The following is a 22,536-nucleotide window of genomic DNA, read 5'->3' as shown; positions in this document are numbered from 1 at the left end:
GACTCCATATGAATCGATGTGCCGCGCTGCTCTGTCAGATACGCAGCAGCGTCTTTAATACCGCCCTTGGCATCACATATGGCGCTGTATAACTCGTCACGCCAATACAGAGATGAAGCTTGTTTTGTCATTGGGCTGAACTCCTGTGTATTTCAGCGTTTCGCCCTAGCCGTGTTCTGGATAACATGTAACTGTCAAAAATCAGGGCTCGGGAATTACGAATGGAAAATAAATCTGGTACGCCGCAAACTAACGGCATGAACATGAAACTCATCACTCACTACGACATCATCAATAGAGCTACCGAGCTCGCGTATGAAACATTCGATGCCCCCACCGACGATCACATCGAGTGGGTGGCTCAGCGCTTGGAGTGGAACTACTTTCACGGACTAGGTGAAAGTGGTGCTACTACGCTGCATTAATGGGTGGTCAACTCCAGTCGGCTATGCTTAGAGATTCCAGTAACTAAACTTTTCTGAAAGGAATCGACCATGTTCGGCACTGCTTCTGCAGCAATAACAAGCCTAAAAACAGCACTTGATATGCTCAAAGTTGCTGTCGACTCAAGAGACTTCATTAAGTTGGCTGAGATAAAAATCAACCTCACTGATCAAGTCCTTGATGTTCAAACAGCATTTTTAGAGCTCCAAGAAAAGAACGCGTCTCTCCAACAGGACAAGCACTCGCTGGCCAATGAAAAACGTGAGCTTGAAACTGAGCTCATGGGCCTTCGAGAGCAAATTGGCAAGCTGGCGAAATATGAACGCTTTCGCACCCCTTCCGGCACCTTGGTGTTTGTCGAGACAGAATCTAAGGATTCTCCCGATGGTCCTGTGTATGCGTGTGCAGCGTGTATGGATGAAGGGAAGATATCGACGCTCCAACCCACCGGACCAGGTAAACAGTTTTTTTGCTATACACACAAGACAATCCCTTTTGAAATACAAAAACCAAAAATGCAGACAAACCAAACTAGTCGGAGCAACTACCTCTCAGGCAGATATCGATGAAGGTTATGCCCGCCCCCCTTTAGTGATTACGTCAGTAGGGCCAACAGGAATTTTGTCTGTGTCTTTAGGGTCGTGCATTTGATGTTCCTTTAGTTCTGGCCATTCACTGAAAGCAGTTGAAAACTCACTTATCAAGTCTTCTGCATGTAAACGACTATCCGCCCTAAGCAGCCTTCCAATCACATCCACCGATGGCCTTCTTCCGTTCCATTGCGTGGCTATTTGATAAAGATAAGCGGGGCTAATCCCTGAGCCCTTGGCAAGGGATTCTCGGGAGCTTTTATCGAGAGTTTTGTATAGAGCGGATAGTTTCATAAACAAAGATTAGCGCGGAACTAATCATCAAGTCAATAGCGGAGCGCTAACCCACAAGATTAGCGCAACGCTATTTAATCTACTTATGAAACCAGTTGAAGAAACTCGGCTAGAACGCCTCAAAGCTCTGATTAAAAAATATGAGTCTGCTGCAGCACTGAATCGGGCCGCAGGGCGGAACGAGCGCGACTCAACATTTAGCCAGCTAATAAACGGCTCTCTCAACAGCAAGACACTGAAGCCCAAGACAATGGGGTCAGACCTTGCGCGCCAGCTAGAAGTCAGCCTGTGCCTGCCACACGGCTGGATGGATACGCCTTCGTCTTTTACCTCGAATTTGGATGACGGGGTGCTCGCTGCATCAGCGTCCATAACCGCTCCGGATGAGGATATTTCTGTGTTTGAGCTTCTGGATGTAAAGGCGGCTTGCGGCGAAGGAGTCTATAACCAAGACTACCCAGAAGTGGTGCGCTCGATGGCAATGCCCATAGATGTCGCACAACAGTTGATTGGCTCAGCAAATAAAAATGCGGCAATCAAAATTATTGTTGCTGCTAAAGACTCAATGGTGCCCACCATCAATCCAGACGATTTGCTGTTTGTGGACACCTCTGTGCAGGAATATTTAGGCGAAAGTATCTACATCCTGCTTCATGGTAATGAGCTGGTGTGCAAGAGGCTTTCTTTGGTCGGCAAACATTTAACGGTTATTTCAGATAACACTGCCTACCCCTCTTGGCCGTGGGATGAGCGACCAGATGCTACACGCATCGTGGGGCGCGTCTTAAGAGCATTACCGATTGCGTTCAAAAAATTTGGATTAGATTAAACAAGGCCCCCTCGGGCCTTTTTCTTTAGGCTTAAAGCTATTGATTGTAGTTTTATTTATAACTGGAGATGAAACGTGGACCAGAAAGGCGAAATTGAAAACCAAGACGATGCTGGAAATTTGCTAATTGCAGAAATTCTAGGCGTAAAATTGGCGGTTACAAGCTTAGCCGCTACCCTGGTTCAGCGCGGCGTACTTACTTATGAGGAGTCGTCGCAACTTGCGTTTGTCATGGCTGGCAATGAGATGATAAAAGGTATCGCGCCAGAGATTAACGATGTGCTGGATACAATTTTCACTCCTGCCAAAGAGATTGAAGAAAACATGCAGCCAAAGCTACAGCGTAGGGATTAATAATGCCTGCAAGTTTGCTCACCACAGAGGCGTGGGGTAAAAAGCATCTATCTGAACTAAGCAAGGCTACAACAGACCCCAAGTCTTTGCGGTCGGCCGCTAGTTTTATGCAGGACTTGAGGTCCGGCTTTTCTAAAAAGCCAACTGAAAATGACGCGCTGCTTGATCCTCAGCTTGGTATCACGCATAATAAAACCATGACTGAGACCATATCCCGCCCCGAGTTAGATGCAGAGCTAAGAAGCATACGATCAGACATCAAGGCTTCTCAGGCGGAGTTGCGCGCTGATATTGCTACCATGCAAACTAGTATTGTCGATAGACTCTCTGTAATAGCTGCGTCGATTAGCGAGCAAAAAACCGATATGGCTATGCTGCGCGGCGAAATAAGCGGCTTCAAAGGTGAGTTAGCGGCCGTGAAAGGCGAGATGGTAGGACTACGCGGCGAGATTTCGGGAGAGGTTAAAGGCCTAGGCGGAGAAGTAACAGGATTAGGTGGAGAAATTTCCGGCATTAAATCAGCCTTAACCACCACCCAATGGGCTTTGGGTATTGTCATTGCAGGGGCTGCTATATTATTAGCTGGAGTCCAGATCTATTTGGCAACTGCCACTCCGCCCCATACCGCAAAAGAAGTTATATACATACAGGCGCCTTCCGTTCAGCCTACTATGCCAGCGCCGCCACAACAAAGCCCGACGCAAAAGGAATAGCCGAACAGCAAGCCCTAGTGAGATTTTTTTAGGCTTGAAGTAACAAGAGTTAAATTTAATGTTGTTTTGTAAATCAAGGCTATACGAAAGCATTTTATCTTGCGCTGATGTTGGCTTTGTTTGCTCTGGCTAGCTCACAACCAGCCAATGCGCAGCGAGCACCGTGCAACGGCAAAAAGGCGGCATATAGCACTGCGAAGGCGAAGTGTTTGTATGTAGGGACGGCTCAGCCAGTGGCAGCAAGTGATCATGCTCTGCTTATTTGAGTGTTAATACGCGTCAGAAAACTACGCCACAGCGATCAGCTGCCGGGGCTTGCCCTTGCTCTAGTGGATCTTAAACAGACACAAAAGATTATAGACTGATTGAGGCCGGCAGATAAAATGTCTGCAATTATTGTATTCACGAAAGCTAGAGTAAAGTAATGGTAAAGTAATGCTACTACCTAAACAAGTATGATAGTAACAACCTAGTTAAATTTTACGCTAAAACCCCATACCAAACTTAATATACAATAGAACTCCTTCAACTTATTTTTTATTAGAATAGAATTTCACACAGGATCACATCTGCGCACATTGAAATCCATTTCTTAAATTTGAGAAATAACATGAAAAAAATAGAAATCTTTACATCTGACTTAGATACCGTCATAGATAGCTATGTTGCAATGGGAAAAACCACTTACAAGGTGGCATTAGATGACCTATACCCTCTTATAAATAGATTTGAAGCCCAACGAAAGCTTCAGGATAAAAAATTCTACAAAAGACTTCAAACAGACATAGTCGGAGGTTGCATTATGCCACCGATCACAATAGCCTTTATAGACAAAGAAGAAAACAATCTTTCCGAAGTATCTGATTTTGAGAACTTTATAAATCGAAATCTAGAATTTGGATATATATTAGATGGAATGCAACGCCTTAACACCTTAAAATCAGCATCCGAGGACGAGGATTTTGACTACAATCGTATAGCATATTTAAATATAATAGTAGCAAACAATCAAGACAAGCTACTATACAGAATGATAACTTTAAATAATGGCCAAAAGCCAATGACTCCTCGCCACCAGATTGAAATACTAACATCTGAGATGTTTGATTTCAATAACCTAAAAAACATTTCAGTTCAAACAGAGAAATCAAGAGCCGAGAAATCGATAAGAGGATCATTTAATCTCGGAGATATCTCAAGAGGATATCTAGCATTCTTAACAAACAATGTCAACAATGAAAACAATAAAATAATAGATGAAAAAATGGATGAAATTCTTGTAACAAGAATACTAGATAATAGAGAATCAACTCAAGAATTAAGCTTTCAAAAAATACTAAAACTAATAGACAAACTCAGCGAAGACACAGAAATAAAACAATGGTTTGGGGTTAATAACAACCTAATAGGTTTTTGTGTTGGAATAAAAAACTCATACGATAATTTAAAACACATAACACCTGAAGAATTTCTATCTAGCATAATAATTTTTGATAAAGCATTTAACTCAATAAATGCCTCAAAAGTAAACCTAGGAAAATACAGAAGACAGTTATCAAATGAATTTATAAAGGAATATGAAAAACTATCTATCATGGACGAAGATGAGCTAATAGAACATTTCATGGAGGTAACCTCGTAAAATGAGCACACGAAAAGCATTTTCATATCAAGAGAGACTTCCACAAAGAACCTTAGATAGACTTCCTGAAATACTAAAAGTCAATGAAAGGAGTCCTGAAATTTTAATAATAATCCGAATGCTTAGCGGATCTATTAAAATAGAACATAAAAAATCTTCTAAAAAAATCAACCAGGAAGAAAATTACTTCTCAGCTAATTTTCGAAACTATGGTCAAACATGGGATAAAAAATTCCCTCCGCTCGTAGGAGAAGATTTTACTTTAGGAGATTTAGCTAAATATATAGAAGAAAATAAATTAAAAAATAGAAAATTCTACAGCAATATCCTCAGCGAGCTTTCATACTACTTTTATTATCAAAGCAAAAAAATTCATTCAAGTGCTTTTATTTTCTTATACCGAACTCTAGAACACATTTCTTATGCATTTCCATTAATATACGCATCAAAAACAGATAATTTTGAAAAAACTTTTAATTCTCTAAAAAATTTAATGAATAACGACAAAAACATAGGAGAACTTGGCTTTCTTAAAAATTTTGTAAAAACAGTATATTTAGAAGACCCTATATATTCCTCATCTCTAGATTTTATAATAGACCATGAAACTGATGAGGAGAAAAGCAAAACATTCAACATTCTAAAGAGCTTATGTACAGATGCTATGATAGCAAGCTCAACATCGGAACCTAGATCCCTTTCAATAAACTACCCTGAAGTAGGATCTTTTATCATAACGATCAGAAATAGGTTTTTTCACTATATGAACGGAGGAGCGAAAAACATTGAAACAACAGATATTAGAGATATAGACGAATTATTTTCAATAATCAATAAAAAATCACTATATTGGATATCAACGATATTCTTAACGGTTTTTTCATATAGCATTATTAAATCTGAGAGATAATCAGTTGAGAGTAAAAAAAACTAAAAACTTCGCATCTACTACAAAAAAATAAAGCCCTCGTATGAGGGCTTTATTTTCGTCTGTACTCTATCACATAGGTACTTGTGCGCTCTTTTTTATTTTCCACCTCTTATATCTATCAAGCACATCATGATTTCCTTATTTATGAATTCATTAGTCTCTTTATTCTTTATTTCCTCCGTCCAATACCGTGTTGAGCCACAAGCGTCCAGCAGCATTTATTCCAGAAACTCCCCACTCTCCGCTATATCCAATCTCACTGATAATTTCCATAACCTTAGGCAGGATTACGCTGTTTTGCCTGCAGTCCATCATAAACCCTGCCACCACTGACGCAAACTCACAAACGCCCATCTCGCCACCATAACCTTGAGCCTATGAGAAGGGTGAATTAATAAAAATAGAAGAGTTAATCATCAAAAACAACTTCTCCACAACTCTCCGGCTCCACTTCCGCTGAGTGATTCGCTAAACATTTCCACAAAACATGAGATTAGCGTAGCGCTATTGACAAAGTGATTAGCTGCGCGCTAATCTATATTTAACAACTCACCAAACCTACCCAAAAGGGCAGCCAAATAGAGTTACAGGCACTAGCCAAACTGTTCTTTAACCAGCATCCATACGATAAATAACCGCGCCCTGCCCTACGGCAAGCGATTGCGCGGCAGCCCAACACGCGCAGGGGCTGGAGATAAACCTGCGAAAAACTGTACGGTTCGGGCATTGATAGTGCCTTAACGAACGACGGCAGCGATCCGAAAAGACGCCTGTGGAGCGCATGGCGGGTAATGCGTTTGATTAGAGGTAGGCAAAACAATCTGCCCTATTCATTAGCTCTGAGTTCTTTCAGCTTCTCTGGTTGCGCTAAATAGCTGAAGAAAAGATGCCTGCTCAAGCGGGCGCTTTGGTAGGTGGCTTCAACCGAGGCCAGCAACTAAAGAAATTACACCGCACCCAGGCGGCCAGCTTAGCTGGATCTCCTCAGCTCCACGGCGGGGTGCTGGGAATAGCCGTAACGGTAACGATATTGATCGTCTCCTGTACCAGAGCAGGAAGCCCACCAATCAAACTGGAGTCAAGCATGAGTGCCGTAAAAATCGCCCGAGAATCCTACGAGGCACTGTGCACCCTGCTAGAAAAGCTTAAGGCCATCGATATACCAGAGCCCAATAATCTAGGTTGCTTTGTTGTCCGAGCTGACGACTTTTCTATTGCAGTTAACGAGTCAGGCGTTCCATATAACGCAGTAGCCCCTTCACTTGCGGCGTGGCTGGTCGACGAGGCAAGTGCTCGTGCTGTCACTATCGCCTCCGGCCCCATTAAGGCAGCAACCATTTCTAATGTGCCCTCTAGTAACGCTCTGGCAGCGCACGCGGATGAGCTTAGTGCAAGCGGCTATGAGACGTCTGCAGCGCCAAAAATAAACATCGCAGGTGTTGAGGTCAACATTAAAGAGCCTGCCCACAAAGAGGATCTAGATCTGCTACGTGACCGCATTGCAGCGCTTGAGGGTTACATCAATTCTTTACAAATGGCAGCAGCATCTATTCAGAACGATGTTAATCATGCTCTTGCTGCGAAGTAAATAACACTCGCCCTTCGTAAGAGGGGCATCACATGAGCGGCGGCGTGGAAGGACACGCTAGGTCAACGTTAAATGCGCGATTGCCTGATCAGCAAACCGAGGCAGCGTGAGAACCTAGGGCTATTAAGCCATCTGCAGATTAGGCTTTTCAAGCATGCCTTTAATAACACCCCAATGCGTGGGGCGAAGATCAGCTTGTTTATCTAAATCACGAAACTCATCAACAACCAACTGAATCTTAAACTCAACACTCTTTCCTGGCTCTGGAGCTTCGGTAATAGGAATAACAATTCGATAGACTCGTTTACTGTTTTTACCTACTTCCAACTTAACGCCATCCTTTACAAAAGAACGCAAAGGCTCCTTTGCTGCAAGATACTTAAACTCAAAAATAAATTCAGCTCCGCCCGAAGATGTTGGTTGAACAACGTGTCGCCACATGTCCGGAACATCAAGGGGAGAGGTCATAAACCTTACAGTAACCCCAGCATTTTTTTGAGCAGTAGATCGGTTTGCTTCTTCATACCGTACATTCACCCAGTCAGTATTTGAACTTTTCATGATGCTCTCTCCAGTAAATGCCCTATCAAGGCAACTGTTAGCCGGTAATTCTCCACAGCACTCTCTGTAACTCCTTTAGGGGATCGGCTATCTGCAACAACGACACCCCAGATTTTCCCTTTGCGCTCAACGGGTATCGCAACAATTGATCTAGGCATGTTTCGCTTTCTATTAATATAGTCCTCAATCATCCTTTTGTCGCAATAAGTTTTCTCAGCGTAGGTATTTTTTTGCCTTACTCCTGATACCGCAATCATCTCAGGCAAATCTGTGACACACAAAGCCTCACCGCATGACCACGCCATTCCAGCAATACCCTCTGTTTTATCGCTAGCGTCAGATACATGAAAAGCAATAGCGGTTTTCTTAGAGATATGTCCTGATCGCAAGACCGGTACTAAAAATGATGAGAATGGATGGTAGTCACCCCAAGGCCAAAGCCCACTCTTCGCGGACCAATGCCTTACAAAAAAACCTTTTTGATGCCTAAATAAAGTGACTCTATTATGATCTTTAGGTGTCCCTGCCTCGGCATTAAACGCGCCCTCCTGGTAACGGTCGAGAATAAATTGCAGCTTCTCAACCAACCACGGGTCGCCCTTACGCTTATAAATCACAGCCCAAATAAATACTGACCAACAAATAACGTACAACCAGAAAGAGATAATTTGGATACGTTCTATAAAGGCAAATACATTAGGCCTGTTTGCTAACCATGCCTCAGTACCATCCAGCCCATTGCACCAACTTAACAAAGCAACAGCCAGTGGCATAACTGGCACAAGCCAAGTGGATAGGGCATAAAGCCCTTTGCTTCTAGCTCCTAAACGCTTCACTTATGTCCCCATAACCCATTCTAGCAAGCTTATGCTCTTCCTAAGAGGGCGAAACTTGGCTTCACTAGGTAAACAATTTATATGCTGCGAGGGCATTACAACACGTTACACCTTTTCTGTCAGCATACCAGAGTAGTTCCGTGCCCTCTTTATGGGCTAAGCAATATCTCATTTCTCTCATAGGAGCCAGCTATGGAAGCATTGGCCCAGCTATGGCTGTGGGCGTTCGTTATCGCCCTAGGCGCAACAGTCGATAAAGTCTGGATGCGTATACTGCGCCCCCGTTTAGCTAGCCGCTTACGGCTGGCTCCCGCTCAAGATGATTGGCATATCCCTAATGCGGCGTGGGTGGGCGCCCTCGTCTTTACCGTCGGGCTTGGGTTCTTTCTTAAATTTGTGGCCCCAGCGGCTGGATACTAAGCATGGCATCAGTTAATAAAGTTATTTTGGTTGGCAACCTAGGGAAAGACCCAGAGGTTCGCTACAACCAGCAGGGCGCAGCCATGTGCAATATCTCTATTGCCACCACTTCGCAATGGAAAGACCGCAAAACAGGGGAGCGGGTAGAAGAAACCGAATGGCATAAAGTCGTGTTTTATAACCGCTTGGCAGAAATTGCAGGCGAGTTTTTACGCAAAGGTCGGCCGGTGTACATAGAAGGTCGTTTGCGCACGCGTAAATGGCAGGGGCAAGATGGCAAAGACAACTACACCACCGAAATTATCGCTGAACAAATGCAGATGCTGGGTCCTAGCACTAGCAATAACACTTCAATTTAAAAGGCTAGATCTCTAAGTGCTTCTTAACTCTGTCGCTGAAAACCTCTTTACTAGGCCTAGAGATCAACATGCCACTTCGAAGGCTAGCCACTAAGCCCTGTAATGTATCTAGTTGCTCAACAGTGAATCTAAGATGATGAATAGGCAGGACTTTTTTACCTTGAGTATCTTTTCGTGCTCCCAAAGACAGACGCATCTGTTTCCAGTTAGTTAAGCTACGTCGCAACTCCAAAACTAACCTGAGCCGCTCTCTGCTCATTCCTCTGAATAGCTCTAAAGGTATATATATATCATTGAGATAACTCGCAACCTCAAGGTGGGTAACATAATTATAAATTTCTTTTGAGAGATCCTCTGTGCCTCGCGAGCATTCGTCTACATACAACTCTATTGCGGATAAAACGTCATGAATATACCTATCTAACACAAATAAAGAGTGTTCAATGTTATTAAGAGCTAGGTCATCAAAATTTTGGCTCAATTCTTTGTTGTTACGCAAAGAATAGGCCATGAAAACAGCAGATGCCCCCGCAAAAATGGCTGCCCCTAGGGTACCAACAGCCGCCATCACATCCCACCAGGGCGCTTTCTCAAACATTGCCCAGGACGTATATATCCCTTGCACAACAACAGTGATCAATACTCCCGCAACACCACCAATAATCACCCCCCAATAGCGCTGCGCCTTAGCGCTGTAGTCCTCTTTCCACTTAATTTTCATCCCCTTCCTCACCTATACATGCAGTTACACACCTGCATGAGCATAGCCCATCCCTAAAGGAATTACCCATGAGTAATAAGACCTTTGCGGAAGTCCTCCAGGACCTTCGCTATGGAACCCTGCACGACGAATTAACCGAGACGTTGCAGGAGGTCGTTAACGCCTGCATTTCTACCGGTAAAGGCGGTTCCCTCACCCTCCAAATCAAACTTAAACCGGGCAAAAGCGGTGAGCTAGAGCTAACCGACACGATTAAGTCCACCGTACCGGAGCTTGAAAAAGGTGCCTCCATTATGTGGGCTACTCCCGAAGGCAATCTACAGCGCCAAGACCCTCGCCAGATGACGATTGATGGACTCAAAAGCATCGGCAAGGAAGATTATCAACAACTTAAAAAGGTATAAGCATCATGGAACACATTGTTAGCGCAGCACTAGAAGCAGGAGCAGCATTAGGTAAGCCAGTAAGCGTGGATGGCTTAGAAGACTCCTACGCAATCGTCCCATCCGGCTACGAGCTCAAGTCTCTAGAGCATTTAAAGCTTGAGCCCAGCCGCAAGAAAGGCATCGTCATTCTAGAAGATGCAGATAGCTTTATTCATTACTTCAATCTGCATAAAGCTGAAAGCAGCCAAATTTACGCCCAAGTGAATCCACCTAGCTTTGTTGGTGTGCTTAACGATCATGGTAGCGATTACGCGGGCTGGAAAGACCATCAAGTCAAATACTCGTGCCCATTTACCACTGAGTGGGAGGCGTGGATCGGCAGCAACAAGAAAGCCATGAAGCAAGCGGAGTTTGCCGAATTTATTGAGCGCAACCTGTTGGATATCGTAGAGCCTACCGGTGCGGATATGCTGGAAATCTCACGCAGCCTACAAGCCAAAAAGAAAGTGAATTTCGTATCGGGCATTCGCTTATCTAACGGCCAGACCGAATTTACGTACGAAGAAGATATTCAGGGTACCGCTGCTAAGGGCAAGCTACAGATTCCTGAGATTTTCAAGCTAGGCATCAAGGTACTGGAAGGCGGCGAAGCCTACGCTGTGGAGTGCCGCTTACGCTACCGCATTAACGAAGCTGTGCTGGTCATGTGGTACGAGATCGTCCGCCCCCACAAGATTATTGAGGATGCGGTAGCGGATGTTTGGCGCGTTATTGCGGAAAAAACAGAACAGGTGATTTTGCGCGGGAGGCCATAAGGCTATCTGGGGCTGCTGCACATAGCCGTGTGTGTGGCACTATCAATACACTAAAGGCGAGTGATGAATAAAACTACTTATTTATACGTGGCGTGGACTTTTGGAATCATGTTTGTGTCGTGGTTTGTTTGGTGGCTACTTTTAAAAGCTCCGTTTTTAACGGCTTTAAAAATAGGAGACCTCCTGTCGTATTGGTCAGAGTTCAATTCATTTTTTATGAGGGCTGCAGGCATTGGACTTGTCGTGTTGATGGTTCTTAATTTCAGCAGCGCCCAATCTAAAGCCAATGCAGAACAAAACTCATCCGTTAAGCCTGCAGTGACCACGGAAAACGCATGTGAATGAGGCCTTACCAGAGAAAAGAGGCTCATTACCCCTGCCCCGCCTTCGACATATCGAGCCGGGGCAATTTTTTACCCTAATTCACGAATCGGAGCCCCGTTTGCTTATCTACAAATCCAGTAAGCACGGGTATTTCAATGAAGGTTATGCATCGCTATGCCATGAGCTGGAATGCTCTTGTGTGGTCTGGAGCGATAACGGATGGGAGGCTAAAAATGAGCCATGACTTTGACTGCCCGTACTGCGAAGCGCCCTTTGAGGTTTGCCACGATGACGGGCACGGTTACGAAGAAGGTGTTCTGCACCACGACCACTGCCGATCATGCGGGAAGCACTTCACTTTCACAACGTCCATCAGCTTCTATTTTGAGCCAGAGAAGGCTGACTGCCTGAATGATGGCCAGCATATATGGAAGACAAGGCGCACCTATCCGGTTGAGTTCACTCGCATGAAATGTCAAACATGTGGCGAAGAGCGCCACCCAACAACCGAGGAAATGGCCGCTGTTGTTGCTGCGCGTCGGTAGGACAGCAACCCATGACACCTCTTGTGTTTATGAAGGAACCAGAATGAGCGCCCCCGTCGATAAAGAACTCATTGGAATCATCGCTGTTGCGCTACTCATATTAGGCACCATCGCAGCAGTCTTTTATGGCTACTTAGCCAATATCTACAAACTCACTTTTCTATCACCAGCCTTTTCTGAGTTTGGCATTGAGCAAGTTATGCGTGCCATCGGAATACTTGCGCCCCCTTTAGGGGTGTTTCTTGGTTACTTATAAGCGGAGCGACTATGCAGAAAAGAAAACCGAAGCCTAAGAAGTTTACAGGTACTACATCTACGCCAGCAGAGCGCTTCAATCTTGACCGCACTGCCGAAGTCTACGGCGATCGCCCTCTGCACGCACTCAGAGAAAGTCGCGTTTTTAACTATCAGGAATACCGTAAAAATCAGGAGCCGTAATGACTAACTGCACATGCCCGTCCGGTGATGGGTCCCTACGTTGGCCATGCCCTGCTCACCCACCCCTACTCGACCCCATTGATGAAATCCTGCAGGCACTAGACCTCGCCCGAGGACAAATTGACGGGGCAGAAATAGCGCCAGCGTTTTACAACTTCGACTATTTAACAGGAATTATGCAAATGGCCAGAGAACTGAAACAGCCCACAGAAGTAATCGCGGAGCCAGTCGCGACCGTGGGCAGCTGCTATCAATTGCTGTGGGCGGGGGGAAGCCCTATAGCGTCGCTCGTTAAGCGGCACAATCTAAAGCCTGGAAGCGAACTCTACGCCGCCCCCGTTGCTGCTCAGGTGCAGCCATGTCAGCACCGTTTCATGTGGTTCGGCGATCAGAAAAAGCAGCGCTGCGCCGATTGCTGCATAATTGAGCCGGACGACCAGGCGCAGCAAGACGCCGCGAGCATTCACCTGCAAGACCTGAAAAACGCGGTAACCCAAAACACCGAGCTGCGCCAACAACTAAACCTGATGGAAGAACATGCGCGGGGCAAGTGCTGGCGCTGGCAGGGCGACGGCACAGACGACCTCAGCACAATGGGAAACCGCATGGGCGTCCTGATTTATGCCTGCGACTTACGCGCACTGCTGGCAGCGCAGCAATCTGTAAGCGGTGCTGATGGGCTGGACGAACGCAGTGCTTTTGAGGAGTGGGCCGCTGGCATCGAGATATATGTAGGCAGGTATAAAAAGACTGGGGAATACGTTAGCGGCGAAGCAGAGCTGGCATACAACGCATGGAAAGCCCGTGCAGCACTCGTTGAGGGCAAGGCACAGTGTCGGTGCATTCGATACGGAAAAGGTAACCCACATTGGCCGTGCAAGCTGCATCCTGAGCGGCAACCTGCAAGCAGTGATCATATTGCTGGCGCCGGGAATATGATAAATCAGGACGCCAGCAAAGCAGACACAGCACGCAAGGAGCAATCATGCGAATAGAGATTTGTAAACATCACCGTGAATCGCCCCCGCGTGTAGAGGGGTGTCTTGCGTGTGAGTACGAAGAAGCACAGCAACAGCTGCAGCGATTCAACATTCTGCATTCACGCATGATGGCTTTCGTCAGAAATCCACGCAATGCAGATAGACGCACTCTTGAGCAGTTCAGAGCAGCGTTTTTGGAAGAATTTAACCAAGCCATCTAGGCGCGTGACCCTAGTGGCCACCATCAAATGACATGCAAAATCAGCCGCTCAAGGGGCGGCATGCAAGGAGTAAATATGAATACCACAACACCTTGGTCACTAGCCGTATCGCAAATCAAACAGGCTACAGAGCCCTCACGAACGGCAACAATTCAGCCTATGCTATATCGCATGAAGGATTTGCCTGCTAGAATCGGCATATCGCGCTCGCAGATCTACAAATTGATTCAGCGAGGGGAGTTTCCAAGGCCGGTGTCCCTAGGCGGTGCTTCAGTTGCGTGGCGAAGCGAAGATATCGAAGCATGGAAAGCAAACTTGCACCCCATTTAGTACCCCTTGCAAGCCAGCAGACCGAAAGCCTTTCTATGCTATTGATTTAACGTGTAAATATCAGGCAATAATAAATATAGGATATTCGCGCGAGTAACAACCCACCCACCGATTAGCTCGTATAGCATGCAAGGACTGGGTGTCACTGGCGCGCCAACGACCATCATTACCTAATACCGTACTTCCACGCCTACGCAGTTCGTGTCGCCGCCAAGGACAACGTTTATCCACGACCCACAATGAGCGTTTATCGTGATTACGCTCGTGCAAAAAAGCGTACATGCCTTGTATGTGCTGAAGCCCTGACAGAATATGCCAAGGCATACTTACTTCTGGGCGCCACGCTGCGCTCCAGTCGTCTTGATGAATACGCAACTGCCACGAGTGAGCAGGGAGCTCGGGAAAATTAGCCTGCACTACGGTGTTGGCAATATGCTCACGCTCGGCAGGCAAGTGCATTAACACATCGCGTTGCAAAGCGCGTAAGCTGTGTTGCACGGCGGACTCGTGTTCTGCAATGGCTTGCTGCAAAGCACGCTGATCAGAGGCGTGTAAGCCCTGGCTACTTTGGTATGAGGCGGCTGCCCCAGGACCAAAAAACAGCGCCAATAAATGCAGCGGTGGGTTAGCTTGCCGCAAACGCGCTTGTTGCATTAAACCCGCCTGATGCCAACTGGCCAGCGTTATCAAGTGCGCTAACGCTACCTGATGTGCCAACTGCGCCCGTTGCGTAAAAGACAACAGGTTTAAGGCCCGACTTTGCGCTACGGCGGCGCTATATGCCACCGCGTCATTGGCATATTGCTGTCGCATAGTATGGCCTGCTAATAGGCTCAAGCCAAAATAAGCCACTAGCGCAACGCCTAATAGCCCCAGCAACAGCACCCCTAGCAACAAGGCTGCCCCCTGTTGTCGGGCCATAACTAAATGGGTAGTCATGGCGCTACCTGCGCATTGCCCGTAAAGGCTTTTAGCCCTTTACTTTGTGTTTGACTGGCAGCCGCCTGTGCAGCAGTACTGGCTGCCTGACTTTGCTCACTACCGTCTTCGCCCGCCAGCTCTTTGGCCATGGCCGCCGTTTGCGAACGGATGACCTGACCAAAAGACTGATAGACGGCAATGGCAGCCACTGCCACTAAAGCGACAATGACCAAATACTCGACCATGCCCTGCCCCGCCTGCCGAATGCCTTTCGTACACATATTCGCCTCCATAAAATAGAGACAGTGTGCGTAATCGAAAGGCCCGCGACAATTCGCAAAAGCCGAGACGGATCAAGTCGCCCTACACTCTTGAACTAAAATAAAACGGTACTAGTAAGCGAACAAATATGCTCGTCAGGCTTCGACTTCCAACTCGCGTTGTTCGCTATGTTTACTCCGGTAATCCGCTAAGAACTTCGCAATGCGTTCAATCGCCTCACGTAAGTCTGGCTCGTGAGGTAAGAACACCATACGGAAGTGATCCGGATGCGGCCAGTTAAAACCTGTTCCTTGCACGAGCAACACACGAGTCGCTTCCAATAACTGCAAGAAAAACTGCCTATCGTCTTTGATGGGATAAATGTCAGGATCTAGGCGCGGAAACATGTACAAAGCCGCTTCGGGTTTTACGCAAGTCACTCCGGGGATGGCTGTAATCAGTTCATAAGCCAAATCACGTTGACGACGCAGACGCCCCCCCTCACCGACCAAATCATTAATACTTTGATAACCGCCCAAAGCCGTCTGTATTGCCCATTGCCCAGGAACGTTGGCACACAAACGCATATTGGCCAGCATATTTAAACCTTCAATATAGTCTGCCCCCGCTTGCTTATCGCCGGATATAACGAGCCAACCCGCCCGATACCCACAGGCTCGGTAGCTTTTTGAGAGCGAATTAAAGGTTAGCGTCAACACATCAGGAGCTAAACTAGCCAAAGCCGTGTGCTTAACGCCGTCAAACAGTACTTTGTCATACACTTCATCGGCTAATATGACTAAGTTAAATTCGCGTGCCAGCCCCACGATGCCTTTCAACACTTCATCCGAGTACAACACACCGGTAGGATTGTTAGGATTAATGACCACGATGCCTTTAGTGCGAGGCGTTATTTTTGCACGCATGTCGGCCAAGTCTGGAATCCAGCCATTTTCCTCGTCGCACAAATAGTGCACCGCCTTCCCTCCAGACAAGCTGGTCACTGCTGTCCACAACGGATAGTCTGGCATGGGCAATAGCAACTCATCCCCATCATCCAGTAAGGCGTTGGTAGCCATGGCGATCAAATCCGAGGCCCCATTTCCCAAGTAAATATCATCTAAGGTGACGCCAACAACACCTTGCTGCTGGGTGTAATGCATCACCGCTTTGCGCGCAGCAAAAATACCTTTGCTATCAGAATAACCTGCCGAATTAGGCAGATTACGTATCATGTCACGCTGTACCTCTTCGGGAGCGTCAAAGCCAAATACGGCCAAATTACCTATATTGAGCTTGATAAGCTGCTGTCCTTCGTCCTCCATTTGCTTAGCCCTATCCATAATGGGGCCGCGAATATCATATAAGACGTGAGCCAACTTGCGTGATTTACTAATCGTTCTCATGAACGCTTATCCTTGGAAAATAAATGCAACGTAAGGCATAGACGAACGCCGGAACACACCGAGCAAGGTTGGCATGACTTATTGTCGTAGCAACTCGACTGAGCCTAGGTAACGGTTACTGCAAAAGGAATGATAATAGCACCAGACAAAGACCGGCTGAACGGCAGCTCTGCACTGCAGCATAAAGTCTCTAATACGTCGACAAAGCGTCGCATCTGAACAACCGTGAGACTGTTTTGAACACGCTCGCGTAGTACTGTTCACCAACCGCTGAAGATATTGCTCAGACAGAGATCAGTGCTTAAATTAGAAACCTAAAATCGAACGCACTCGCATCCGCTGAGCGGAGGCTCGATTTAACTCACGTGCACGCTCTTCGGCATACGCTTCTTCATTGTCCTCGTACCGACCATCGTACATACATGACTCTGGATTCCAACGACACTCGGCACTCTGCTTGCGGGTGTGATGTGACGAACTAGCCCCACAAGCTGACAAAAACAACAGAGCTGATACAGCCAGCCCCAACGCGCTGATTCGGTACATATTTTGCCTCATTCGGACGCAAGCCTTAGCGCTTGCGCATAATTAACCTCTAGCAGACATCATAACGCATGCTGGATGTGGTGACGGGCAAAGCGAACGAGCTATAAATTAAGAATTAAATAAGAATAAACGCCTAGGGCTTATTGCTTAAGATGCGCGTGAGGGCTACCATCATTACAATTACATTACTTGTCTTATAAAAAATTACCTCTAATGTGGAGCACACTGCCATGACAAGCTTTGAACGCCGCCAATTTCTTAAACTGGCCGGCGCTGCTGGCATCACAGGACTTGCCAGTGGTTTACCGTTAGCTCGTGCTAGCCAAACCGCCTTATTAGAACAAGCTAGAGCGCAAGGCCAAGCCGTTTTCTACGCTAACATCACGGCTGTTGAGCCCATCATGAAAGCGCTTGATCAAGCCACAGGGGTGCAAGGCAAATACACGCGTATAGCAAGCTCAAAATTCATTCCCACGATTCTGACCGAATTTAATGCAGGCAAACTTTTGGCCGACGTAGTGCAGGCTCCCCTGCCTATGTTGCAGCTACTGAAAGAACAAGGCGTATTAGCTCCTTATCGCTCGCCGGTGCTAGAAGGCTACCCGGAGTGGGCGGTCGCCGATGAGTCCATCATCCAGTTTGGTATAGAGTACGTGTCGTATCTCTATAATACCGATCACTTAAGTGCAGACCAGGCTCCTGCCCGTTACGAAGATTTGGCCGACCCTAAGTGGAAGGACAAAATCGTCATGCCTAACCCCTCTAATCATCCCTCTACGATAGGTTGGCTAGTAGGTTTAAAAGAAAAAGTGTTTAGCACTGAAGAAGACTGGCTACGCTTTTTGCAAGGTCTGGCTGCCAACAAGCCCATGTTTGTCGCCTCGTTTGGCCCTACTCCTGCGCCGATTGAAAGTGGTGAAAAACTCATCGCCATTTCCATGCCTAAGTATATTGTGACCAAGGCCCCCGCCCCCTTGGCGTGGGCGCCTCAATCAGGTCAGCCCTTGTTAGGCTCTCCACGAGCAATTGCACTGACCTCAAAAGCTCCTCATCCCGAAGCAGCACGGGTATTTATGGATTTCTGGCTAGGGAAAGAAGCCATGAACATTTTGGCCAACGACGTCGGTGAGTATGTGTTGGCTCCAGGCATCCATCCACCCATCAAGAATATGGACACAGCCAAAGTGGAAGCCATTCGTGACTTAAGTGACGAAGAGCTGATCCGCTGGGGGCGCGAATTTAGCAAAATATTCGCTGTCCGTTAAAGGACGCTTATCCAGCTCCTGTACTACCGACGAGGCGCCATAGCGCCTCGTTGTATTTTTATGGAAATTATTCACTTACTATGCAAATCGACATCATCGGCCTGTGCAAAAACTACGTCTCAGAGGGCAAAAGTTTCAAGGCCCTAGACAACATCAATCTGACCATTCCCGCTAATGAGTTTTTCACTTTGCTCGGCCCCAGCGGCTGTGGCAAAACCACGTTGCTACGCTGCATAGTAGGTTTGGAAACCCCTGATGACGGAGAGATCCGCATCGGTGGCGAAGTCGTTTGGTCCAAAAAGAAAAACATTGCTATTCCCCCCGAAAAGCGCGGCCTTGGCATGGTGTTCCAGACCTACGCGATTTGGCCTCATATGACTGTCTTTGATAACATCGCCTACCCCTTGCAAGTACGAGGCGAGAAAAAAAACGTTATCCGTGAAAAAGTCATGCGCACGCTGCAATTTGTACAACTGGAAGGTGTAGAGCATCGCTCAGCCACCAAGTTGTCTGGCGGGCAGCAACAGCGGGTGGCCTTGGCTCGGGCGCTCGTGGCCGAGCCAAAAGTCATTTTATTTGATGAACCCCTAAGTAACTTAGATGCCAAGCTACGGGAAGAAACCCGTAAAGAATTGCGACGTTTCCTCAATGAACTGGACATTACCGCCGTTTACGTCACGCACGACCGCGTCGAAGCCCTGGCCTTGTCAGACTCCATTGCGGTGATGCGCAAAGGTCATATTATTGAAATTGGCACACCACAAAAAATTTACTTTGACGCTGATCATCGTTTTGTAGCCGACTTTATCGGCCGCGCCAATCAAATAGACGCCGTCGTGCGGACACAAGAAGAGGGTTGTACCCAAGTAGAAAGCACTTTAGGCCTGATTCGATGTCAGCAACGCGACCTCGCACCCGGTGCAACAGTAACCCTATGCATACGCCCCGAGTTTGTGCGCATAGGCAGCCAGGTCTTACCTGAAGGACATAACCACCTAAGTGGCACCATTGCTGCCATGGAGTTTGTTGGCGAGGTTTACGAAGCAGAAGTACAGGTTGGCGACAGCCTATTATTGGCTCGTATTGACCCCGACATACAGGTAAAAGAAGGCGATACAGTCCAGTTTAGCCTAGACCCTGCCCACTGCCTGCTTTTGTCGGCGTAAGGGACTGAGGCCATGAATCAATCTCGTACCCCGTTAACCTGGTCGTTAATCATCATTGTTGGCTTTCTGACCTTATGCCCAGTACTGATGTTAGTGCTAGGTAGTTTCTCACAAGGTTTAACCGCTTTTGGCGACTTTACTACGGCTAAATACGTCGCCGCTTATACGGACCCCTTTTTATTTGAAGTCACCCTCAACACGATTATTTTCGTGGTGGGCTCGTCCGTATTTTCTACTGTATTGGCCGTTTTCCTGGCGTACTTGAACACCCGTACTAACATGCCCTTAAAAGGCATGTTTACGGTGCTTTCTATCGTACCCATGATGATTCCGCACTTACTGTTTTCAGTCAGTTGGGCCTTGCTGCTGAACCCATCGAACGGTTTGCTGAATATGATGCTGCAAAGTGGCTTTGGGCTAGAAGAGGCCCCCTTCAATATCTACTCCTTGTGGGGCATGATATTAGTGGAAGGCTTGCTCAACATGCCTATCGCCTACCTGATTATTGCGCCTGCTATGGCCTCTTTTGATGTCTCGTTGGAAGAGTCTTCGCGCGTGTTTGGCGCCAGCGTGTGGCGTACTTTGGTACGCATCACCTTACCCGTATTACGACCCGCTATTTTAGCCGCTTTTATTCTGGCTATCGTACGCAGCTTGGCCTCATACGCCGTGCCACGTGTGTTAGGTACACCTGGACGCGTCGATGTTTTAGCGACCTATTTGTACGAAATGATCTCAACGGGATTTGCCCCGGATTACGGCAAAGCTGCCGCACTAGGCATGAGCGTACTATCGGCGTCGATAGGGCTTATCGTACTGTATCGGTACCTGACTGCGGAAAGCGGTAAATACGTGACGATTTCAAGCCGTGGCTTTAAACCCACTTTGATTGAATTGAATAAAGCCAAACTTCCTCTATTCATTATCGTCGGGGTGTTAAGCCTGCTAATGATAGTCCTGCCAGTGGCCGTCTTGTTTTATACGTCTCTAATTCCCTACTCCATGGTACCTAGTGCGAAAGCATTTTCCATGATGAGTTGGGCACACTGGATAGACGTCATCCAAGATCCGCTATCACAACTGGCCATGCGCAATAGCTTGTACCTAGCTATTGTAGGAGCAACCTTAGGGGTAATCCTGTCGCTGTTTGTCGCCTATGTAGTCGTCAAGCTAAAAACCCGTGCGGCAGGCCTTTTGGACACGTTAAGTTTCCTGTCATTTTCCTTCCCCGGTATTGTGATCGGCATAGGCTTTATGTGGTTCTTTGTGCAAACCCCCTTGTATGCAACCCTGACCGCTTTACTGCTTGCTTACATTGCCGCCTATCTGCCTTATGGCATACGCCCCTTATCAGCGGCTTTCGTGCAAATACACTCACATCTGGAGGAGTCATCCCAAGTTTCTGGTGCAAGCTCCTTAACGACGATGCGGCGCATTATCGTACCGCTCCTGATTCCTGGTGTTGTGTCAGCATGGATACTAATGGCAACCATGTACATACGCGAACTGACTGTTTCTGTCGTGCTTTCACGCCCAGGGACAGAAGTGCTCGCCGTACAAATCTTAAGCTTCGCTGAAGACGGCTTATGGGGCAAGCTATCAGCCTTAGGGATCATTATGATTTTGATCTCGACTGTACTAGTGCTACTGGCCATGTATATCGGCAATTATTACAAGCGCCGCCAAGGCTTGTCATAATGATTTGAGCTTCTGCTTTCGCTGTCAGCGAAGGCAGAAGTCCTTAGCGGGCGAATACGGGATCACCAAGTATAAACAACGTTAAGACTCCCGCTGCTTGAACAGAAACTTGCACTCAATGCCACATAAGCTTGTTATGCTTTAGTAACGACACATTTTTCCTAAGGAAATTCAATGTTCAGCAAATATACTCTTGCCGCCCTTGCCTTGGCTGTTTCCATGGGTAGCAGCTATGCACAAGAATCCGTTTATCTGCCCGAAGCAGTCACTACTGACGCTGCTCTAAAGGCTGAGTTTGCGCGCATTACAAACTCTATCGCCAAAGACGCACCATGGGTAAAAGAATACGGCACCACAACGCCAGCACAAGAGGCTGAACTGGACGGCACGCGCTACCAAGTATTTAGCGGCTGCAAACCCCACAACTGCCCTGCCGAAAGCTATGTCGTGCTGTACAACCCCGATAAAAAACAAATTTCCGCAGGTGCTTTCGTTACGACTGATTACTCATCGAGCGACATAGCCAGCAACACGACCATACAATGGCTAGGCAACACAGACTTAGACCACATCCGCATATTGGCTAAGTATTTGTTTTAAACGTTAGGTTCTTCGTCCACGCTAGCCCACTCACCCACCACTTTAGAGGCTAAGTTATGCGATCATTATTTGATATTCTTGATAGTATTTTAAGCTCCGGCTCCCTTTCGCTTGACCAAAAGGTAGCGCTGTTGAACGATGAGGACGCTATTGTTCGGTATGCAGAACGTGAACTGGACGTAGAGATAGACACAGACGCCGCATTGCAGTTGCAAGAACTCGGCTTACAGTACGCCGCTCAACTAAAAAGCGACCCAACACAATGGGCACAGCTTAAGGCTCAGGCAAAGGCCCAACTGGATTAGTCTGCGCCACACAAAAACATAGCACCCAGAAATGCCTCGTATGCGTT

The 22,536-nt window shown here is 46.9% G+C and carries 30 protein-coding genes and 1 pseudogene; 23 read left to right on the top strand and 8 right to left on the bottom strand.

The window, feature by feature from the left end:
* The first annotated feature begins 221 nt into the window (after positions 1 to 221).
* Positions 222 to 425, top strand: coding sequence for a hypothetical protein (locus tag OSH01_RS06465; protein ID WP_266123256.1), 204 nt, complete (start codon positions 222 to 224; stop codon positions 423 to 425).
* Between the two features lie 69 nt (positions 426 to 494).
* A complete protein-coding gene (locus OSH01_RS06460; RefSeq protein WP_266123255.1) occupies positions 495 to 1,013 on the top strand; it encodes a hypothetical protein in 519 nt (172 codons plus the stop codon).
* 3 nt (positions 1,014 to 1,016) lie between these two features.
* Here OSH01_RS06460 and OSH01_RS06455 read toward each other — a convergent pair whose 3' ends face one another.
* Positions 1,017 to 1,328 (bottom strand): hypothetical protein, encoded by a 312-nt coding sequence (locus OSH01_RS06455; protein WP_266123254.1) that lies wholly within the window; start codon positions 1,326 to 1,328, stop codon positions 1,017 to 1,019.
* 85 nt (positions 1,329 to 1,413) lie between these two features.
* Here OSH01_RS06455 and OSH01_RS06450 point away from each other — a divergent pair, with 85 nt between their 5' ends.
* From OSH01_RS06450 to OSH01_RS06425, 6 genes are all read left to right on the top strand, one after another.
* Positions 1,414 to 2,157 carry a S24 family peptidase gene (locus OSH01_RS06450; RefSeq protein ID WP_266123253.1) on the top strand — a complete coding sequence of 248 codons (744 nt, stop codon included), beginning with the start codon at positions 1,414 to 1,416 and terminating at the stop codon, positions 2,155 to 2,157.
* A gap of 75 nt (positions 2,158 to 2,232) precedes the next feature.
* Positions 2,233 to 2,511 (top strand): hypothetical protein, encoded by a 279-nt coding sequence (locus OSH01_RS06445; RefSeq protein WP_266123252.1) that lies wholly within the window; start codon positions 2,233 to 2,235, stop codon positions 2,509 to 2,511.
* Positions 2,512 to 2,513: 2 nt separating this feature from the next.
* A complete protein-coding gene (locus OSH01_RS06440) occupies positions 2,514 to 3,224 on the top strand; it encodes a hypothetical protein (protein WP_266123251.1) in 711 nt (236 codons plus the stop codon).
* 610 nt (positions 3,225 to 3,834) lie between these two features.
* Entirely contained in the window at positions 3,835 to 4,866 is a 1,032-nt protein-coding gene (locus OSH01_RS06435) for a hypothetical protein (RefSeq protein ID WP_266123250.1), read from the top strand.
* Between the two features lies 1 nt (position 4,867).
* Positions 4,868 to 5,776 carry a hypothetical protein gene (locus OSH01_RS06430; protein ID WP_266123249.1) on the top strand — a complete coding sequence of 303 codons (909 nt, stop codon included), beginning with the start codon at positions 4,868 to 4,870 and terminating at the stop codon, positions 5,774 to 5,776.
* Positions 5,777 to 6,683: 907 nt separating this feature from the next.
* Positions 6,684 to 7,385, top strand: coding sequence for a hypothetical protein (locus OSH01_RS06425; RefSeq protein WP_266123248.1), 702 nt, complete (start codon positions 6,684 to 6,686; stop codon positions 7,383 to 7,385).
* A gap of 123 nt (positions 7,386 to 7,508) precedes the next feature.
* Here the strand turns inward: OSH01_RS06425 and OSH01_RS06420 are convergent, their stop codons facing one another.
* Both OSH01_RS06420 and OSH01_RS06415 read right to left on the bottom strand, forming a co-directional pair.
* On the bottom strand, positions 7,509 to 7,946 hold the full coding sequence (locus OSH01_RS06420; protein WP_266123247.1) for a hypothetical protein: 438 nt from the start codon (positions 7,944 to 7,946) through the stop codon (positions 7,509 to 7,511).
* A complete protein-coding gene (locus OSH01_RS06415) occupies positions 7,943 to 8,782 on the bottom strand; it encodes a hypothetical protein (RefSeq protein WP_266123246.1) in 840 nt (279 codons plus the stop codon). Before OSH01_RS06415 ends, OSH01_RS06420 begins: the two co-directional genes overlap by 4 nt.
* A gap of 192 nt (positions 8,783 to 8,974) precedes the next feature.
* Here OSH01_RS06415 and OSH01_RS06410 point away from each other — a divergent pair, with 192 nt between their 5' ends.
* Together OSH01_RS06410 and ssb are read left to right on the top strand one after the other, a co-directional pair.
* A complete protein-coding gene (locus OSH01_RS06410) occupies positions 8,975 to 9,202 on the top strand; it encodes a hypothetical protein (RefSeq protein WP_266123245.1) in 228 nt (75 codons plus the stop codon).
* A 2-nt stretch (positions 9,203 to 9,204) separates the two neighbouring features.
* Positions 9,205 to 9,555 (top strand): annotated as a pseudogene (gene ssb / locus OSH01_RS06405) (single-stranded DNA-binding protein); the annotation flags it as partial.
* A 10-nt stretch (positions 9,556 to 9,565) separates the two neighbouring features.
* Here the strand turns inward: ssb and OSH01_RS06400 are convergent.
* Positions 9,566 to 10,282, bottom strand: a complete 717-nt coding sequence (locus OSH01_RS06400; protein ID WP_266123244.1) for a hypothetical protein — start codon at positions 10,280 to 10,282, stop codon at positions 9,566 to 9,568.
* Between the two features lie 68 nt (positions 10,283 to 10,350).
* Here OSH01_RS06400 and OSH01_RS06395 point away from each other — a divergent pair, with 68 nt between their 5' ends.
* From OSH01_RS06395 to OSH01_RS06360, 8 genes are all read left to right on the top strand, one after another.
* Entirely contained in the window at positions 10,351 to 10,686 is a 336-nt protein-coding gene (locus tag OSH01_RS06395; protein WP_266123243.1) for a hypothetical protein, read from the top strand.
* A gap of 5 nt (positions 10,687 to 10,691) precedes the next feature.
* Complete coding sequence (locus tag OSH01_RS06390) at positions 10,692 to 11,483, top strand: DUF2303 family protein (RefSeq protein ID WP_266123242.1); 792 nt, start codon at positions 10,692 to 10,694, stop codon at positions 11,481 to 11,483.
* 63 nt (positions 11,484 to 11,546) lie between these two features.
* Complete coding sequence (locus OSH01_RS06385; RefSeq protein ID WP_266123241.1) at positions 11,547 to 11,828, top strand: hypothetical protein; 282 nt, start codon at positions 11,547 to 11,549, stop codon at positions 11,826 to 11,828.
* A 134-nt stretch (positions 11,829 to 11,962) separates the two neighbouring features.
* Positions 11,963 to 12,352 (top strand): hypothetical protein, encoded by a 390-nt coding sequence (locus OSH01_RS06380; protein WP_266123240.1) that lies wholly within the window; start codon positions 11,963 to 11,965, stop codon positions 12,350 to 12,352.
* Between the two features lie 43 nt (positions 12,353 to 12,395).
* Complete coding sequence (locus tag OSH01_RS06375; RefSeq protein ID WP_266123239.1) at positions 12,396 to 12,608, top strand: hypothetical protein; 213 nt, start codon at positions 12,396 to 12,398, stop codon at positions 12,606 to 12,608.
* A gap of 181 nt (positions 12,609 to 12,789) precedes the next feature.
* Positions 12,790 to 13,785: a hypothetical protein gene (locus tag OSH01_RS06370; RefSeq protein WP_266123238.1), complete on the top strand. Its 996-nt coding sequence runs from the start codon at positions 12,790 to 12,792 to the stop codon at positions 13,783 to 13,785.
* Complete coding sequence (locus OSH01_RS06365; protein ID WP_266123237.1) at positions 13,776 to 13,991, top strand: hypothetical protein; 216 nt, start codon at positions 13,776 to 13,778, stop codon at positions 13,989 to 13,991. The genes OSH01_RS06370 and OSH01_RS06365 overlap by 10 nt, the downstream gene beginning before the upstream one ends.
* Before the next feature lie 75 nt (positions 13,992 to 14,066).
* Positions 14,067 to 14,321 (top strand): helix-turn-helix transcriptional regulator, encoded by a 255-nt coding sequence (locus tag OSH01_RS06360; RefSeq protein ID WP_266123236.1) that lies wholly within the window; start codon positions 14,067 to 14,069, stop codon positions 14,319 to 14,321.
* Positions 14,322 to 14,381: 60 nt separating this feature from the next.
* On the opposite strand, the gene OSH01_RS06355 is transcribed toward OSH01_RS06360, so the two are convergent.
* From OSH01_RS06355 to OSH01_RS06340, 4 genes are all read right to left on the bottom strand, one after another.
* Complete coding sequence (locus OSH01_RS06355; RefSeq protein ID WP_266123235.1) at positions 14,382 to 15,260, bottom strand: hypothetical protein; 879 nt, start codon at positions 15,258 to 15,260, stop codon at positions 14,382 to 14,384.
* A complete protein-coding gene (locus OSH01_RS06350; protein WP_266123234.1) occupies positions 15,257 to 15,523 on the bottom strand; it encodes a hypothetical protein in 267 nt (88 codons plus the stop codon). The genes OSH01_RS06355 and OSH01_RS06350 overlap by 4 nt, the downstream gene beginning before the upstream one ends.
* A 135-nt stretch (positions 15,524 to 15,658) precedes the next feature.
* Positions 15,659 to 16,909, bottom strand: a complete 1,251-nt coding sequence (locus tag OSH01_RS06345; RefSeq protein WP_266123233.1) for a pyridoxal phosphate-dependent aminotransferase — start codon at positions 16,907 to 16,909, stop codon at positions 15,659 to 15,661.
* Between the two features lie 306 nt (positions 16,910 to 17,215).
* Positions 17,216 to 17,455, bottom strand: coding sequence for a hypothetical protein (locus tag OSH01_RS06340; protein ID WP_266123232.1), 240 nt, complete (start codon positions 17,453 to 17,455; stop codon positions 17,216 to 17,218).
* A gap of 230 nt (positions 17,456 to 17,685) precedes the next feature.
* Between OSH01_RS06340 and OSH01_RS06335 the strand changes: the two genes are divergently transcribed.
* The 5 genes from OSH01_RS06335 to OSH01_RS06315 all read left to right on the top strand — a co-directional run bounded on the left by OSH01_RS06335 (position 17,686) and on the right by OSH01_RS06315 (position 22,489).
* The gene (locus OSH01_RS06335; RefSeq protein WP_266123231.1) at positions 17,686 to 18,720 is read left to right on the top strand and encodes an ABC transporter substrate-binding protein; all 1,035 of its coding nucleotides are present in this window, start codon (positions 17,686 to 17,688) and stop codon (positions 18,718 to 18,720) included.
* Between the two features lie 80 nt (positions 18,721 to 18,800).
* On the top strand, positions 18,801 to 19,886 hold the full coding sequence (locus tag OSH01_RS06330) for an ABC transporter ATP-binding protein (RefSeq protein WP_266123230.1): 1,086 nt from the start codon (positions 18,801 to 18,803) through the stop codon (positions 19,884 to 19,886).
* A gap of 12 nt (positions 19,887 to 19,898) precedes the next feature.
* Positions 19,899 to 21,584 (top strand): ABC transporter permease, encoded by a 1,686-nt coding sequence (locus tag OSH01_RS06325; protein ID WP_266123229.1) that lies wholly within the window; start codon positions 19,899 to 19,901, stop codon positions 21,582 to 21,584.
* Positions 21,585 to 21,758: 174 nt separating this feature from the next.
* The gene (locus OSH01_RS06320; RefSeq protein WP_266123228.1) at positions 21,759 to 22,184 is read left to right on the top strand and encodes an Ivy family c-type lysozyme inhibitor; all 426 of its coding nucleotides are present in this window, start codon (positions 21,759 to 21,761) and stop codon (positions 22,182 to 22,184) included.
* Between the two features lie 56 nt (positions 22,185 to 22,240).
* The gene (locus OSH01_RS06315) at positions 22,241 to 22,489 is read left to right on the top strand and encodes a hypothetical protein (RefSeq protein ID WP_266123227.1); all 249 of its coding nucleotides are present in this window, start codon (positions 22,241 to 22,243) and stop codon (positions 22,487 to 22,489) included.
* Positions 22,490 to 22,536: the final 47 nt, after the last annotated feature.

The sequence above is a fragment of the Alcaligenes endophyticus genome, assembly GCF_026344035.1.
Lineage (GTDB): Bacteria > Pseudomonadota > Gammaproteobacteria > Burkholderiales > Burkholderiaceae_B > Alcaligenes > Alcaligenes endophyticus.
This window is presented reverse-complemented; position numbering and strand designations above follow the sequence as displayed.